This window comes from Eikenella sp. (genome assembly GCF_057315495.1).
Genome location: NZ_DBHKXY010000010.1, coordinates 92073 through 108254 on the forward strand (window position 1 = coordinate 92073; position 16182 = coordinate 108254).

Annotated in this window: 15 protein-coding genes; 11 read left to right on the plus strand and 4 right to left on the minus strand. The window is 57.6% G+C overall.

Annotated features, from left to right (window positions below):
* Positions 1 to 3: 3 nt before the first annotated feature.
* Both holB and ACO6EE_RS01825 read right to left on the minus strand, forming a co-directional pair.
* Positions 4 to 987 (minus strand): DNA polymerase III subunit delta', encoded by a 984-nt coding sequence (gene holB, locus ACO6EE_RS01820; RefSeq protein WP_485958808.1) that lies wholly within the window; start codon positions 985 to 987, stop codon positions 4 to 6.
* A 142-nt stretch (positions 988 to 1129) separates the two neighbouring features.
* A complete protein-coding gene (locus ACO6EE_RS01825) occupies positions 1130 to 1768 on the minus strand; it encodes a DedA family protein (RefSeq protein ID WP_485958809.1) in 639 nt (212 codons plus the stop codon).
* Between the two features lie 289 nt (positions 1769 to 2057).
* Here ACO6EE_RS01825 and ettA point away from each other — a divergent pair, with 289 nt between their 5' ends.
* The 4 genes from ettA to ACO6EE_RS01845 all read left to right on the plus strand — a co-directional run bounded on the left by ettA (position 2058) and on the right by ACO6EE_RS01845 (position 7351).
* Positions 2058 to 3731 carry an energy-dependent translational throttle protein EttA gene (gene ettA / locus ACO6EE_RS01830; RefSeq protein WP_064086157.1) on the plus strand — a complete coding sequence of 558 codons (1674 nt, stop codon included), beginning with the start codon at positions 2058 to 2060 and terminating at the stop codon, positions 3729 to 3731.
* A gap of 79 nt (positions 3732 to 3810) precedes the next feature.
* Positions 3811 to 5151 carry a deoxyguanosinetriphosphate triphosphohydrolase gene (locus tag ACO6EE_RS01835; RefSeq protein ID WP_088383668.1) on the plus strand — a complete coding sequence of 447 codons (1341 nt, stop codon included), beginning with the start codon at positions 3811 to 3813 and terminating at the stop codon, positions 5149 to 5151.
* A gap of 108 nt (positions 5152 to 5259) precedes the next feature.
* Positions 5260 to 6279, plus strand: coding sequence for a UDP-glucose 4-epimerase GalE (gene galE / locus ACO6EE_RS01840; protein WP_485958812.1), 1020 nt, complete (start codon positions 5260 to 5262; stop codon positions 6277 to 6279).
* A gap of 214 nt (positions 6280 to 6493) precedes the next feature.
* Positions 6494 to 7351, plus strand: coding sequence for an outer membrane beta-barrel protein (locus ACO6EE_RS01845; RefSeq protein WP_485958814.1), 858 nt, complete (start codon positions 6494 to 6496; stop codon positions 7349 to 7351).
* An 81-nt stretch (positions 7352 to 7432) separates the two neighbouring features.
* Here ACO6EE_RS01845 and pta read toward each other — a convergent pair whose 3' ends face one another.
* Both pta and ACO6EE_RS01855 read right to left on the minus strand, forming a co-directional pair.
* The gene (gene pta, locus ACO6EE_RS01850) at positions 7433 to 9511 is read right to left on the minus strand and encodes a phosphate acetyltransferase (RefSeq protein WP_485958815.1); all 2079 of its coding nucleotides are present in this window, start codon (positions 9509 to 9511) and stop codon (positions 7433 to 7435) included.
* Positions 9512 to 9775: 264 nt separating this feature from the next.
* Positions 9776 to 10822: a 2,3-butanediol dehydrogenase gene (locus ACO6EE_RS01855; RefSeq protein ID WP_023887256.1), complete on the minus strand. Its 1047-nt coding sequence runs from the start codon at positions 10820 to 10822 to the stop codon at positions 9776 to 9778.
* Positions 10823 to 10978: 156 nt separating this feature from the next.
* Between ACO6EE_RS01855 and ACO6EE_RS01860 the strand changes: the two genes are divergently transcribed.
* From ACO6EE_RS01860 to ACO6EE_RS01890, 7 genes are all read left to right on the plus strand, one after another.
* Complete coding sequence (locus ACO6EE_RS01860; protein ID WP_485958816.1) at positions 10979 to 11872, plus strand: ABC transporter ATP-binding protein; 894 nt, start codon at positions 10979 to 10981, stop codon at positions 11870 to 11872.
* 60 nt (positions 11873 to 11932) lie between these two features.
* Entirely contained in the window at positions 11933 to 13180 is a 1248-nt protein-coding gene (locus ACO6EE_RS01865; RefSeq protein WP_485958817.1) for an ABC transporter permease, read from the plus strand.
* Position 13181: 1 nt separating this feature from the next.
* On the plus strand, positions 13182 to 13469 hold the full coding sequence (locus ACO6EE_RS01870) for an acyl carrier protein (protein WP_485958818.1): 288 nt from the start codon (positions 13182 to 13184) through the stop codon (positions 13467 to 13469).
* Positions 13470 to 13534: 65 nt separating this feature from the next.
* Positions 13535 to 14005 (plus strand): hypothetical protein, encoded by a 471-nt coding sequence (locus ACO6EE_RS01875; protein ID WP_485958819.1) that lies wholly within the window; start codon positions 13535 to 13537, stop codon positions 14003 to 14005.
* 3 nt (positions 14006 to 14008) lie between these two features.
* Complete coding sequence (locus ACO6EE_RS01880) at positions 14009 to 15124, plus strand: beta-ketoacyl synthase N-terminal-like domain-containing protein (protein ID WP_485958821.1); 1116 nt, start codon at positions 14009 to 14011, stop codon at positions 15122 to 15124.
* Between the two features lie 21 nt (positions 15125 to 15145).
* Positions 15146 to 15886 (plus strand): hypothetical protein, encoded by a 741-nt coding sequence (locus ACO6EE_RS01885; RefSeq protein WP_485958822.1) that lies wholly within the window; start codon positions 15146 to 15148, stop codon positions 15884 to 15886.
* Positions 15887 to 15940: 54 nt separating this feature from the next.
* On the plus strand, positions 15941 to 16153 hold the full coding sequence (locus ACO6EE_RS01890; protein WP_485958824.1) for a DUF4926 domain-containing protein: 213 nt from the start codon (positions 15941 to 15943) through the stop codon (positions 16151 to 16153).
* The last annotated feature ends 29 nt before the right edge of the window (positions 16154 to 16182 follow it).

Here is a 16182-nt window from a genome sequence, read left to right on the forward strand (position 1 = left end):
TTCTTAAAGCGGTTTGTTTTGCCAGAAAGCAAGGTAGTTGGTTAATAAATTTTCAACCTGCATTCTAACACTTAAGGTGTGCCGGCCGTAAGGGCTGAGGCGGTTTAGGGTGTGTACCAGTTGGAATAAGGTTGTCCCCCGGGTGCGGGAGGCTACCTGAAAAATGGCGGCTTGGTGTTGCGGGTAGTAGAGCGGGGGCAGGTTTTGTTGGGCGAGCGCGGTGTCGGCCAGCCATTTGTGCAGCCAGTCGAGAAACACGGCTAGCGGCCATTTTTGCTTGTCGAAGGCGGCGGCGTAATCCAGCATGGCCAACAGGCGCGGTTTGGCCAGCAGTTGGCACAGCTCTTCGCGCATGGCGTCTTGCTCCGGCTCGGCTGCAAACAGCGGGGCGCCGCTGTGGAAGGCGAGCAGGGCTTCGGCTTGGGGGGTGTTTTGCGTTTTCAGGTAGCCTAAGGCTTCTTCTGCACTCGGGGCGGGCAGCAGGAAGGGGCGGCAGCGGCTTTTAATGGTGGGCAGCAAGCGGTCTTTGTTGTGGGTAACCAAGAGAAATACCACCGATGCGGGCGGCTCTTCCAGCATTTTCAGCAGCGCGTTGGCGGCTTGGGTGTTCATGGTTTCCGCTGGCTGCACCAGCACCACGCGCAGTCCGCCGCGCACGGAGCTTTGCAGCAGTGGCGATAGCACGGCGCGCACGGCATCGATTTTGATTTGCAGCAGCTTGCGCGCGCTTTCGCCTTCGGCAGGCAGCTCGGGCGCGAGTTCGTAGTAGTCCGGATGGCTGCCTTGGGCGAACAGATGGCAGGAAGGGCAGCTGCCGCATGGCTGGTGTTCGGCCTGCGGCTGTTCGCACAACAGCGCCTGCGCCAGATGGCGGGCAAACGCGGTTTTGCCGGTATCGCGCCGGCCGGTGAGCAGCCAGGCGTTGGGGCGGTTGCCCCATTGGGCAGCCAACTGCCGCCAAGCGGATTCATGCCAAGGATAAATCATAGGAAAACGTGAAGGCTACCTGAAAAGAAATTAGCCGTTTAAAAATAGAGTGAATGACAATAAGACTGCTACTGCGTTGGCTTGCCGCCATGTTAATTCGCTATGGTAAGAGGCTACCTGAAAATGAAGCAGGAGCGGCAGACTAAGCCTTCTTCCCCCATTTGGCCTTGGCGATTTCCACTGCCATCGGTAGCACGGACACCACGATAATGCCGATCGCCACCAAGCCGAAATTATTTTTCACCACCGGCAGCTCGCCGAAGAAGTAGCCCGCATAAGTGAGCAGCCCCACCCACATCAGCGCGCCGATGATATTGTAGCGGATAAAGCGGCCGTAATGCATATTGCCCATACCCGCTACGAAGGGCGCAAAGGTGCGCACAATCGGCACGAATCGCGCCAGAATAATCGTTTTGCCGCCGTATTTTTCGTAGAAAGCATGGGTTTTATCCAGATACTCGCGTTTGAACACGCGCGAATCCGGTTTGGCAAACAGCTTTTCGCCGAAATACTTGCCGATGGCGAAGTTTACCGCATCGCCGATTACCGCTGCCGCCAAGAGCAGCGCGGCCGCGATATGCACATTCATCCCGCCCAGCGCCGCCACCGCGCCGGCAGCAAACAAGAACGAATCACCCGGCAGAAAGGGCGTAACCACCAGCCCGGTTTCGCAAAACACGATGAGGAACAGGATGGCATAAATCCACAGGCCGTAGGTTTGGGTGAGCTCGATGAGGTGTTGGTCGATATGCAGAACGAAATCAATCAGGCTGGCAAGCATGGGAAAACCGCAAATAGAAAGAACGGGCGGCATTGTAAGGCAAGAGCGGGCAGGCTGAAAGGGCTGTGTGCAAACCGGGCTGCAAACGCCGTTTTTTGCTGCCGGATAGATGATGTCAGTTTTCAGGTAGCCTCAAGAGGGGGAGAGGCTACCTGAAAAATTTCTTTTTCTCAGAAACGCAGTCGACCTGTATTTTCAGGTAGCCTTTCGGCTGCCTGAAATGCTTTTTTCGGTTAGAATCGGCGGCATTTACCCATTTGCCTGTTTCCCCTATTTTCGAGGAGTTGTTATGTCGCAATACGTCTATTCCATGCTGCGCGTGAGCAAGGTTGTGCCGCCGCAGAAAACCATCATTAAAGATATTTCCCTTTCCTTCTTCCCCGGCGCGAAAATCGGCCTGCTCGGTTTGAACGGCGCGGGCAAGTCCACCGTGCTGCGGATTATGGCGGGCGTGGATAAGGAATTCGAGGGCGAAGCCGTGCCGATGGGCGGCATCAAAATCGGCTATCTGCCGCAAGAGCCGGAGCTTGATCCCGAAAAAACCGTGCGCGAGGAAGTGGAAAGCGGTTTGGGCGAAGTGGCCGCGGCGCAGAAACGTTTGGAAGAGGTATATGCCGAGTACGCCAATCCTGATGCAGATTTTGACGCGCTGGCGGAAGAGCAGGGCCGTTTGGAAGCGATTATTGCGGCGGGTTCGTCCACGGGCGGCGGTGCGGAGCACGAATTGGAAATCGCTGCCGATGCGTTGAGGCTACCTGAATGGGATGCCAAAATCGGCAATCTGTCCGGCGGTGAAAAACGCCGCGTTGCCTTGTGCAAACTCTTGTTGAGCAAACCCGATATGCTACTGCTGGACGAGCCGACCAACCACTTGGATGCGGAATCGGTGGAATGGCTGGAACAATTCCTCGTGCGCTTCCCCGGCACGGTGGTCGCGGTAACGCACGACCGCTATTTCCTCGACAACGCCGCCGAGTGGATTTTGGAACTCGACCGAGGCCACGGCATTCCGTGGAAAGGCAATTACTCGTCTTGGCTGGAGCAGAAAGAAAAACGCTTGGAAAACGAGGCGAAATCCGAAGCTGCGCGCGTGAAGGCGATGAAGCAGGAATTGGAATGGGTGCGCCAAAATGCCAAAGGCCGCCAAGCCAAGTCCAAAGCGCGTTTGGCGCGTTTTGAAGAAATGAGCAACTACGAATACCAAAAACGCAATGAAACGCAGGAAATCTTTATCCCTGTTGCCGAGCGTTTGGGTAACGAAGTGATTGAATTTGTGAACGTTTCCAAATCGTTCGGCGATAAAGTGCTGATTGACGATTTGAGCTTCAAAGTGCCTGCGGGCGCGATTGTCGGCATCATCGGCCCGAACGGTGCGGGTAAATCGACGCTGTTTAAAATGATTTCAGGCAAAGAGCAGCCCGATTCGGGCGAAGTGAAAATTGGGCAAACCGTGAAAATGAGCCTGATTGACCAAAGCCGCGAAGGTTTGCAAAACGATAAAACCGTGTTCGACAACATTGCCGAAGGCCGCGACATTTTGCAGGTGGGGCAATTTGAAATCCCCGCACGCCAATATTTGGGTCGTTTCAACTTCAAAGGTAGCGACCAAAGCAAAATCGCGGGGCAGCTTTCCGGCGGCGAACGCGGGCGTTTGCACTTGGCAAAAACTTTGTTGAGTGGCGGCAATGTGTTGCTGCTGGACGAACCGTCCAACGACCTCGACGTGGAAACCCTGCGCGCGCTGGAAGACGCATTGCTGGAATTTGCCGGCAGCGTGATGGTCATTTCGCACGACCGCTGGTTCCTCGACCGCATTGCCACGCATATCTTGGCTTGCGAAGGCGATTCGAAATGGGTGTTCTTCGACGGCAACTATCAGGAATACGAAGCCGACAAGAAACGCCGTTTGGGCGAAGAGGGCGCGAAACCGAAACGTATCCGCTACAAACCGGTAACCCGCTAAAGCGCAAAGAGGCTACCTGAAAACCGCAGGCTTAGTTTTCAGGTAGCCTCAATTTATCCAGCCAAACCAAAGGACCAACATGAACTGGCAGCAACTGCTCAGCACCAAGCGTTTCAAGCCCGAGAACGGCCGGCTGGTGGCCACCGTTACCCCATCCAGCCAAGAAGGCGCGGATGCGCTGCGCACCGATTTCCACATCGATTACGACCGCGTGGTGTTTTCCGGCTCGTTCCGGCGGCTGGGGCGCAAAACGCAGGTGCACCCCTTCGCCGAGCACGACCATACCCACAACCGCCTCACCCACAGCGTGGAAGTGGCCAGCGTGGGGCGCAGCTTGGGCAACCGCGTGGGCGTGATGCTGGCCAAGGGCGGTTTCTTGCCGCCGGAGAATACGCCTTCCGATATCGGCGCCGTGGTGCAGGTGGCCTGCCTCGCGCACGATATGGGCAACCCGCCTTTCGGCCACACCGGCGAAGAGGCGCTGCGTGATTGGTTCCGCAATCCCGAGCATGCAGGCTACCTGAAACACCTGGCCGAAGCCGAACGGCGCGACGTGCAAACCTACGAAGGCAATGCCCACAGCCTGCGCATTTTGGCCAACCTGGAAATGTATCAGCATCGCGGCGGCATGCGGCTTACCGCCGCCTCCATCGGCGCGCTGCTCAAATACCCGTGGACTACCTCCGCGCCGCAGGGTTTGAAAAAATTTAATATTTATCAAACCGAGCTGCCGTTTATCGAATGTGTGGCCGCCGAATTGGGGCTACCTGAAATTGCCGCACACCATTGGAGCCGCCACCCCCTGTCTTATCTGATGGAGGCGGCAGACGACATCTGCTATGCGCTCTTGGACTTGGAAGACGCGGTGGAGCTCGGCTTGTTGGACGACCGCGAAGTGGAAAACGTATTGCAGGGCATGGTGCACATCGACAAACTCTGGCCGGAGCAATCCGCCCGCCAGCGTTGCGCCATGCTGCGCGGCATGGCCATCGGCCGCGCCATCGACGATATGGCGCAAACCTTTATGCTGCACCATGCCGATCTGCTTGCCGGGAGCTTCCAAGGCAAAGACCTGCTCAGCGTGTGCACGCCCGAAGTGCGCGATTCGCTGGAACGGGCCAAAGAGCTGGCACGCACCCGCGTGTTTCGCCATCAGAGCAAGCTGATTACCGAAATCGCCGCCTTCCCCTGTATCGGTTCGATTCTCAACCTGCTCGTGCCCGCTGCCTTCGCCTACATCACCAAAGCACACATCGGCACCCGCCAATCGCTGGCCTTGGAGCTGCTGCGCGACGACCCGTTGAACGAACAAGACACACTCTACACCGCCTACATGAAAATCCTCGATTTCGTCGGCGGTATGACCGACAATGCCGCCGCCCGGCTGGCGCGGGAAGTGTCGGGAATCGGGATGTTGTAAGGCATTGCTGCGGTAGCAAAGCAAGGCTACCTGAAAGCGAAGACAGCAAGTTTTTATAAGTTAAGAATAGCCATTAATATATTGTCATCAAAAGCTAGAGAGAAACCCATGTCCACCATCCTCGTTACCGGCGGTGCCGGCTTTATCGGCTCGCACACCGTAGTTGAGCTTATCCAAGCCGGCCACAGTCCGGTGATTGTCGATAACCTCTGCAACGCCTCGCCCCAAGTTATCGACCGCATCGCCGAAATTACTGGCCACACTCTTGCCTTTTATCAGGGCGACATCCGCGACCGCGGATTACTGCGCCGCATTTTTGCCGAACACCCCATCCAATCCGTCATCCACTTCGCCGCCCTCAAAGCCGTGGGCGAGAGCGTGAAAAAACCGCTTGAGTATTACAGCAACAACGTTTCAGGCAGCCTTATCCTGCTGGAAGAAATGCAGCGCGCGGGCGTGAAAAGCATCGTGTTCAGCTCCTCCGCCACCGTGTACGGCGACCCGGACACCGTGCCGATTACCGAAAGCGCCCCCATCGGCGAAGCCACCAATCCCTATGGCGCATCCAAACAGATGATGGAGCGCATGATGGCCGACCTCCACACGGCCGACCCTGAGTGGAGTGTGATTTTGCTGCGTTATTTCAACCCCATCGGCGCACACCCCAGCGGCCGCATCGGCGAGCAGCCCAACGGTATTCCGAATAATTTGTTGCCCTACGTTTGCCAAGTGGCTGCCGGCAAACTGGCCGAACTCTCCGTATTCGGCGACGACTACACCACTCCCGATGGCACCGGCGTGCGCGACTATATCCACGTTGTCGATCTGGCGCTCGGCCACGTGGCCGCCCTCGATAAAAAAAGCCGCGAAGCAGGCGTGCACATCTACAACCTCGGCACCGGCAAAGGCTCATCTGTGTTGGAAATCATCCGTGCCTTCGAAGCCGCCTCGGGCAAAAAAATCCCCTATGCCGTCAAACCCCGCCGCGCGGGTGACATCGCAGAATGCTATGCCGACCCCACCCGCGCCGCTGCTGAGCTGGGCTGGTATGCCGAGCGCAGCCTAGACGACATGATGCGTGATTCTTGGCGCTGGCAAAGTGGTAATCCGAACGGGTATGAAGGCTGATGGATAAAGGCTACCTGAAAAGAATAATGTGCTAATTTTTCTAAATTTCAATACTCTATCTTGCTACACTGAACGTTGATAAGCCTGATGGGCAGTAAAAATAGGACGGTTTGTCCATTCAGAGTTGAAGCTCAATTCGACCAAGATTTATCATGCACTCGAAAATATTGCTTCCTCAAAGCATTAAACCGATTTTGTCAGTAATATCTCACCGTTGGATACGGCAAACCGCTTCCACGGTATTCTTTCCATCCACACCGGAGAAAATTATGCAAAAAACCTGATTGCCTTGGCCGTGTTGGCCTTGTCTGCTGTTGTTCAGGCTGCCCCCGCAGATGAGGGCGTGCCGTTGCACCCTATCAACGACGGCCGCTACACCGTAACCGCCGGCTACGCACACGAAAATGCCAAAATTGATCAGCTCAAATATTCCGGCGACGGCGTTACCCTGCAAGGCCGCGCCGATATCCCGCTGGCTCAGCAACACGCCATTCGTACCGAATTGGGCTATCAATACCTTGATTCTGATGCGAAAGCCAATGGCGAGAAAGTGATTAATGGTGCCAAAACCAATAATGTAGACGTATATGCCGGCTACTTGTTCTCTCCCTCCGGCTTCAAAAACGGCGGTCTGCGCGTGGGCGGCGGTTTGGGCTACAACCATGGCAAAATCGATGTGCGCAACCACCGAATTGATTCCGATGACGATTCTGTCGATATCAGTGCCAACAACCTGTATCTGAAAGCCCAGGTGGAATACGAGCAGCAACTGGACAGCGGCTGGAGCATTACCCCCTGGACTGAAGCCCAAGTCAGCCTACACCGCCGAGTGGAAGAGCAATATACACAGATTGAGTATGCCAGCGATGGTAAATACAAACAAAACAACTACAGCCTCGGCCTGGGCGTGGACGTGAACAAACAGCTGGGCGAAAGCACCAGCCTCACCTTCGGCCCCTACTACCGCTACACACGGGATAAAGCCACCAGCTTTACCCACGAAGGTGAGAATATCGAAGTGCCGAAAACTAACCGCCACAGCTTCGGTATTCGAGGCGGCGTGCGTTTCTAAACATTGTATTTGTCTGCAATACAAAGGCTACCTGAAGTTTTCAGGTAGCCTTTTGCTTGATGCTTCAAACCAGCAGGGCAGTTACTTGCTCATCTGCACTGCTTGGATCGCGGTGAGGGCGATGGTGTAGACGATGTCGTCTACCAATGCGCCGCGCGAGAGGTCGTTTACCGGTTTGCGCAGGCCTTGCAGCATGGGGCCGATGCTCAATACGTTGGCGCTGCGCTGTACGGCTTTGTAGGTGGTGTTGCCGGTGTTCAGGTCGGGGAAAACGAACACGTTGGCTTGGCCGGCTACTTTGCTGTCGGGCGCTTTCTGGCGGCCTACGCTGGGCACGCTGGCGGCGTCGTATTGCAGCGGGCCGTCGATGAGCAGGTCGGGGCGTTTTTCCTGCGCCAGGCGGGTGGCTTCTTTCACTTTTTCCACATCGGCGCCGCTGCCGGAGGTACCGGTGGAGTAGGAAATCATGGCCACTTTGGGATCGATGCCGAAGGCTTTGGCAGATTCGGCCGACTGGATGGCGATGTCGGCCAGCTCTTCGGCGGTCGGCTCGGGGTTCACGGCGCAGTCGCCATACACGAACACCTGCTCGGGCATCAGCATGAAGAACACGCTGGACACCAGGCTGGCGCCGGGGGCGGTTTTAATCAGCTGCAGGGCTGGGCGGATAGTGTTGGCGGTGGTGTGTACCGCGCCAGATACCAAGCCGTCCACGTCGTCTTGCTGCAGCATCATGGTGCCGAGCACGACGCTGTCTTCCAGCGCCTGACGTGCCAAGCCGGGGGTGAGGCCTTTGTTTTTGCGCAGCTCTACCATCGGGGCGACGTATTGCTCGCGAATGGTGTCGGGATCGATGATTTCCAAGCCTTCAGGCAGGGTAATGCCGCGGTTGGCGGCCACTTCGCGCACGGCTTCCGGTTTGGCCAGGAGCACGCAGCGGGCGATGCCTTTGCTTTGGCAGATGGTGGCGGCTTCCACGGTGCGCGGCTCGTCGCCTTCCGGCAGAACGATGCGTCGGTTGGCGGCGCGCGCCTGCTCCATCATGCGGAAACGGAAGGCGGGCGGCGACATCAGCAGCTGGCGCGGCTGGCCGATGTGGCGGCAGAGTTCTTCCACATCAACATGTTCGGCCACGAATTCCACCATGGTTTCCATGCATTCGGTGTCGTCGGCGGGGATGGTTTGGTCTTGGTGAGCCAGTGCGTAGGCGGTAGCGAAAGTGTCGTGTTCGGTGAGCAGCACCGGCACGTTTTGGCTCAGCGCGGGGCTGATGATGCCATGTACGGCAGGCGAAGGCGCGGTGCCGCAGGTAAGCAGCAGGCCGGCCACCGGCACGCCACTGAGGATTTTCAGCGAAACAGCCATCAGGATGTCTTCACGGTCGCCGGGAGTAATCACCAGTGCGCCGGAAGTGATGCGGTGGTGCATGTGGGCGGCGTTTTGCGCAGCCACCACGATTTCTTTGGTGCGGTTGCCCAAATGCTCTTGGCCGGCAATCACTTGGGCGTTCAGGTAGCCCGCAATGTCGGCCATGCGGCGCAGCGATTGTTCTGGCGCGAAAGGCAGCACGCCCATGCAGGGGGTGTCGCTGCGCACTTTGGCAGCCACTTCGGCAGCGAAGGCTTTGCTGTCGTTGCCGTGGTAGCGGTTGATGATGAAGCCGGCCACATCGGTATGGCTGTTGGCGTATTCCTGCGCGGCTAGGTTGATTTGGTCGGCCACCTGTTCGGCGCTGTGGTTGCCGGCAGCGGCCACCAAGATTACGTTGGCGTTGAGCGCGGCGGCGATTTGCGCGTTTTTGTTGGAGAGGAAACCGCGTTCGCTGTCGGGCACCACGCCTTCAATAATAGCCACGTCGTGTTCGGCGGCGGTAACCCGGTCGAAGTCGGATACCATCAGCTCGATCAAATCGTCATCACGCCCGGCGCCCACCAACTCTTCTACTTTAGAGAGCGGCTGCGGAGGCGGCGGGTTGAGGTGGAACAGTTTGTTGGCAAACACGATGGCGGCTTCGGTGTCACCGGCAGGCGTGGGTTTGTACGATACCGGTTTGTAGTACACCGGACGGCGGCCGCTGCGTTGCAGGGCGCGCAGCAGGCCGAGCGAGATGCTGGTGAGGCCGGTTTTGGTGCCGATGGGCACGAGGAGGAAGTTCGGCATAGGGCTTCTTTCTTGGTAAGGGATTAATCAATTAGCGTAAAACGGCCAAATCAACAAGGCGGCCGGCAGACGTTTGCCTGTGCTGTTTTTTGCAGGCCGCATTGTTGCACTATTAACCAGGAGCGGCAAGCGATGGATGTGATTTATACACGTTTTCTGCTATGCCGCAAGGCTACCTGAAAGCCGTTTTTCAGGTAGCCTTTCACACAAAACCGCCCGCAAGTTTCCCTGCGGGCGGCTGTTCGGTTTAAGCTAAGCGAGTGCTTAGTTCGGAGACACCAAAATCTTCACTTGGCTCTTCTCTTTCACCAGGGCTTCAAAGCCTTCGCTCACGATGTCTTGCAGCTTGATGCGTTTGGTCACCAGCTTGTCTTTCGGGAAGTAGCCTTGTTCCATCAATTGCAACACAGCGGGGAAAATATCGCGGTAGGCGATGATGCCTTTCACGGTTTTTTCCTTGATCACGATTTCGTTCGGGTGGATGGAGGCTTCGTTTTCCCAAATACTTACGATCACGCATTCGCCGTCGTTTTCCACGGCTTCGATAGCCTGTTTCAGCACGGGGGCGACGCCGGTTACTTCAAACGATACATTCACACCACCGTCGGTTTCGGCTTTGATGTGTTCTACTACGTTTACTTTGGAGGGGTCGATGACCACGGCACCCAGCTCGCGGGCCTTTTCCTGACGCTCAGGAGAAAGCTCGATGGCGTAGATGGTAGTGGCGCCGGCAGCGCGCAGGGCTTCGATGGTGAGCAGGCCGATGGGGCCGCAGCCGAATACGGCAGCGGTGTCGCCGGCTTTCAGTTTGCTCTGGCGCACGGCATACAGGGCCACGGCGGCAGGCTCGGTGAGCGCGCCTTGTTCGTAGTCGATGCTGTCGGGCAATTTGTGGCACAATTCGCCGTCTACCACGCAGTAGCTGGTGAAGCCGCCGTCGGCAGCCAGGCCAACGAAGCCGAGGTTTTTGTCGAGGTTGTATTTGCCTTTGAGGCCGTCTTTGGCCAAAATCGGCTCAACGGTTACGCGGTCGCCCACTTTTACGTTGGTCACACCAGCGCCCACTTCCACGATTTCGCCGGCAAATTCGTGGCCGAGCGTGAGCGGGGCTTTGCGGCCGGAATAGGGGTGCTCTTTCTCTACCGGGATAAAGATAGGGCCGCCGAGGTATTCGTGCAGGTCGCTGCCGCAGATGCCGGTGTATTTCACAGCGATTTTCACTTGTGATGGGCGTGTGATTTCGGGAACGGCTACGTCTTCCACGCGGATGTCGCGGCGGCCGTACCATCTTGCAGCTTTCATTGTACTCATATCAGTATCCTTTGAGGTTGAGTTGAGAAGGAGAACCGATTGTAGAAACTTTGGGAGGCAGTTTCAAGCGAATTTGGGCTATTATTCCGATTTATTTTTCAGGTAGCCGAATACAATGGGCGGCTGCTGTTGCTTTGGCTTAAAATTTAGAAATTTATGATTGAAATACAGGAAATTACCTATCGCTACCCGCAGGCACGGGAAAATGCGCTCAACGGCGTGAGCCTGCCGGTGGCCGAGGGAGCGGCGCTGGGCTTGCTCGGCCCCAACGGAGCGGGCAAAACCACGCTGATGTCGCTTTTGGCCGGGCTGTTGCCGGTGCAAGGCGGGCAGATTTTGTTTGACGGCGTGCCGCTGGGCAGGCTGCCGGCTAAAGAGCGGCAGCGTATTTCGCTGGTGCCGCAGGATTTTGCTTTTTATCCCTTGCTCTCGGTGTGGGACAATATGCGCTTTTTCGCCGCGCTGTATGCCGTGCGCGACGAAGGCTACCTGAAAACCCTGCTGGAGCAGGCCGGCCTGGCCGAACACAGCACCAAGCTGGCCAAACACCTCTCCGGCGGGCTGAAGCGGCGGCTGAATTTTGCCATCGGCCTCATCAACCGCCCCAAGCTGATTTTTTTAGACGAAATCACCGTGGGCATCGACCCCGAATCGCGCCGCTTTATTTTGGATAGCGTGGCCGCGCTCACGCAGCAGGGCATCACGGTGGTGTACACCTCGCATTACTTGCAGGAAATCGAGCTCTTGTGCCGCGATATTGCGCTGCTGTACGGCGGACGGCTGGTGTATCACGGCGACTTGCACGAAGTGTTGCGCCAAGGCGAGCAATCCGGTTTGGCTCTGCGCACCGTGCCGCCGCTGCCCGATGCCGAGCTGGCCGCGCTGCAAGGCCGCCGCACTGCCGACGGCACGCTGCATTTCGATACCGATACGCCTGCCGAGCTGCTGGCCGAGTTGCAAAATAAAGGCTATACCGCCGAAGCCTGCCGTTTCGGCTTCGCTTCGCTGGAAAGCTTTTATTTGGACTTCTTGGCCAAGCAGGCTACCTGAAAACCATAAAACGAATATGATCAAACCCATGCAAGCATTCCATTCCACAAGGCTGGCCTCATGTTAGCCGCCGCCATCACCAAAGAACTCAAGCTGCTCAGCCGCGATTTGCACGGCGTGGCAGTGCTGTTTGTGATGCCGATTCTATTTATGCTGATTATGTCGGCCGCCTTGAGCAGCAGCCGGGAAAACCTCAATCCCGATGCGCAAATCGTGCTGCTTGGTAAGCCCGGCAGCCAGCTCAACCAACAGTTTCTGCAAGCCCTGCAAAACGAGAAGCTGAAAGTGCAACTGGCCGATAAAAGCCGCCTGACCGAGTTTCAGGTAGCCTTACAGCGCGGCGAGGCCGATTTGCTGCTGCTCAATCCAAACGATGAAGCCACCCCGCTGGAAAAAGAACAGCCCCTGCGCCTGTGGCTCCAGCCCGATGCCGACCGCGGCTGGCTGCTTGGCATCAAAGGCCTGATGCGCCAGCACTACACCCGGGCGCGCCTGGCGCAGTATTTCGATGGCAACGAAATCGTGTTGGACAACAACAAGAATCCCGCCGTGCGCCGCATTCAAGACCAAGTGAATAAAGAATTGGACGATAAGTTCGGCCAAATCGAAACTTATCTCGGGCGCGAAATGTGGCAGGAAACCTATCTCAACCGGCAGGGTGAGGCAGTGGAACAGCCCAATTCTGTGCAGCACAGCGTACCCGCCTGGCTGATTTTTGGCATGTTTTTCATCATGATACCGCTATCCAACGTGATGGCGATGGAGCGGCAGACCAACACGCTCACCCGCCTGAATATGGCGCGTGCCCCCGCTTGGAAGCTCTTGGCCGCCAAGCTGATTCCCTACTTCTTAATCAATCAGTTGCAGTTTGCCGGCATGATTGCGCTGGGCGCATGGGTGCTGCCCCTGCTCGGCATGCCCGCCTTTGCGCTGGCCGGCGGCTGGGCGGGTTATGCCGCCGTATCCTGCGCCGTGAGCCTGGCCGCGCTGGGTTACGGACTTTTGGTAAGCGTATTGGCCAAAACCACCGAACACGCCGTGGTGCTGGGCGGCGGCGGCATCATCATCATGGCCGCACTGGGCGGCGTGATGGTGCCCGTGCACATCATGCCCGCGCTGATGCAGCAGCTCTCCCAACTCTCGCCAATGGGCTGGGGGCTGGCCGCCTTCCAGAAACTGCTGTTAAACCATTACACCCTGGCGCAAATCGCCCCACAGCTGCTGCGCCTGGCCGGCTTCGGCCTGGCTGCCCTTGCCGCCGCCGCCGCACTCTACCGCCGCCAACTCAAAACCCAAGCGAGATTTTAAAGTGAACACGCCCGATTTAAGCTCCCCCGCGCTGGAGCAGGCCTTGAAAAACCTGATTGTGCGCGAAACCGAAAAACAAGACGATGTGGACATGGCCGCCTTTGCCGACGACTCCCCGCTGTTCGGCCCGGAAAGCCCGGTCGGCCTCGATTCGCTCGATGCGCTGCAAATCACCGTCGCGCTGCAAGCCCATTACGGCGTGCGCCTCAACGGCGACCGCATGGTGCGCAAACACATGATGAACGTGCGCGATTTGGCCGCCTTTATCCGCGAACAGCACGGCGCATAAAGGCTACCTGAAAAACCGTTCTACCCGCTTTCAGGTAGCCTTTGCCGTATCGCTAAGCACACCGCATGAATCCGAAAATCATCCAACTCCAACAACGCAACACCCAAGCCCGCTTGCGGCAGCGCTATGCCTTTTTAAACATTGCCGACATCCAATCCACAGATGGCGACATTGCCCGCCGGTTTGTCGACAGCGGCATCTATCGGCTTACTAACCAGGCCGCAGCCACCTTCCCGTTTCATCAAAACGGCATCATCGACCACCCGCTATACCAAGCCCAACACCAAGCCGCCCGCGCCGAAATGGTGCGCCGGATACGTGCCTTGCTGGCCGATACGGCGTGGATAAGTTTAAGCGAAAACGGCTTCTGGGCGCGCATTTCCCTGCCCGCCTTGCAGGCCGCTTTGGATCATTGGTTTGAACAATACGGCGATTTCGGGCTGTATCTTGAAAACGGCTATGCGCTGGCCATCCATGAGGCGGAGTATGAATGGGAATTGCTGGAAACGCCGGGCAGACCGCTTGAGGCTACCTGAAAAATGAACACTGCAAACACTCCATCCTGCGCCGCCTATTTGTGCGGCAGCAGCTATTGGTGCGCACAAGGGCAGGGCAGCCGCCCGTTCGGGCTACCTGAAACCTTATTCTTGCCGCCCGCCCGCCGTACCGCCCAAGGCCTGGGGCAGCCGCGCGAGCTGCCGTATTTTGCCGCCTTCCCCGCCGCGCCGGCCACGCTGGCGCAGCTGTGCGGCTGGATTGAGGCCCAAATCCGCCAAGCCGCCGCCGCGGCCGGCTGGGATGCAGACAATCTGGCCGGCATTCCTGTGTTTATCGGTTCCACTTCCTATGTGATGTCCGACCGCGAAGCCGCGCCGGCTGCCAGCCCCGAAGAAGAACACTACACCCTGTGTGAAATTGCAGGCTACCTGAAAACCCGTTTACGCAGCCCCAACGTATTTAGCTTCGCCACCTCTTGCACCGCCGCTGCCCAAGCCCTGCTCGACGCCGCCCGCAGCATCGAAAACGGCTTGGCCGAACGTGCCATCGTGGTCGGCTTTGAAAGCTTCAACCGGCTCACCTTCGAGCATTTCCAGGCCATGAACCTGCTCGACACTGAGCCGGGCAGGCTGCCGTTTCTTAATGCCGGCGGGCTGGTGTTGGGCGAAGGCATGGCTGCGCTGGCACTCTCTGCCCGGCCGCACCGCGATTACGTTTGCCGCCTGCATGGTTTCACCGCGCAAACTGACCATCTCAACCTCACCGCCTCCTCCGCCGAACCACTGTACAGCCTGCTTGCCGAATGCCTGCGCCGCGCCGGAATAGCCGCGCCGGATTTGCGCGGCGTGAAAACCCACGGCAGCGGCGGCTTGAGCGATGAAGTAGAAAAGCAGGTGCGCCGCCAAATCTGGCCGCATACTCCGTCCCTGCTGTTCAAACCCTACACCGGTCACACCCTCGGCGCCACCGCCGCTTTGGAAACCGCCCTGCATCACGCAGCCTTGCAACAAGGTCGCCTGCCACCCCTGCCCGTATCCTCCTCCGATTTCCCCCTGCCCACCCTGCACGGCCAGCCGCTGCCCAATGGCAGCTATCTGAACTATTTTCTCGGCTTCGGCGGCAGCCATTGCGCTTGGGTGTTGGATTGGCAGGGCTGAGGCTACCTGAAAAGTATTCTGATGATGTCGAACCCATTAAATCCAGGCCGAACACTGGCCTATCTCCAAGCCACTGCCCGCTTTATCGCCGAGCTGCAGCAGCCCGATGGCGAACTGCGCCGCCTTTTGCGCGAGCAATACGGCATCGATGCCCGCCGCCTGAGCCGTTTCACCTTGCTCGCCCTGCTCGGCGCTTTGCCGCTGTGCCAAGGGCTACCTGAAAAACCTGCCATTTATCTCGCCTCGCCGTTCAGCTCCCCCTCGCGAATGGCCGCGATGCAGCAAAAACTTGCCGCCAGCCAGCCCTCGCCGCTCGATTTCATGGCCAACCTCCACAACGCCGCCACGTTCCAGCTGGCGCAAATCCTCGGCAGCAGCGGCAACAGCGTGTTTCTCGCCGCCGATGCCGCCGATTGCCTCAGCCCGCTGTATGCCGTGCTGAACGCATTGCTGGCCGAGCCGGGGCAAACCGTGCTGCTGGGCTGGGCTTATGAACAGTCGGGACACGAGGAGCAGGAAGGCAGCGTGTGGTGGCAAGTTTCAGGTAGCCTGCTGCCAGGACAACATGGCTGTCGGATAAGTACCACTACAATTGATGATGCCATCACCTCTATGCCGCACCAGTCCACCTTTTTGCCTGCAGCATTGGCTTTGGAAGAGCGGCTGCATAGCCAAGGTCGGCTTCTGCTGCCGCCACACGGCATCTGGCCGGCTTTGCAGATAGAGCCGCTTCCTGCTAACGAGATAAGGAATGAAATGTAAAGCAGAGCGAGCCAATGCTGTGTGAAGGTTTTAGCGTTAGAAACGGAAATAGCTATGCCGTATCAATTATTGGATGTGGTTGAACTGATTCGAGATATCCCTGAGCACCGCTTGACCGCCGGCGCACGCGGCGTGATTGTGGATATATATGGGCAAGATAAGTATGAAATTGAATTCGTAGGAAAAAATGGCGAAACCTTAGTCTTGCTTGCCTTAAACGGACAGATGGATTTTAGGCAGCCCGGCAAGCTGGGAAAGGCTAGCTGAAAGCGATATATAACGGAATTGCAATGTTG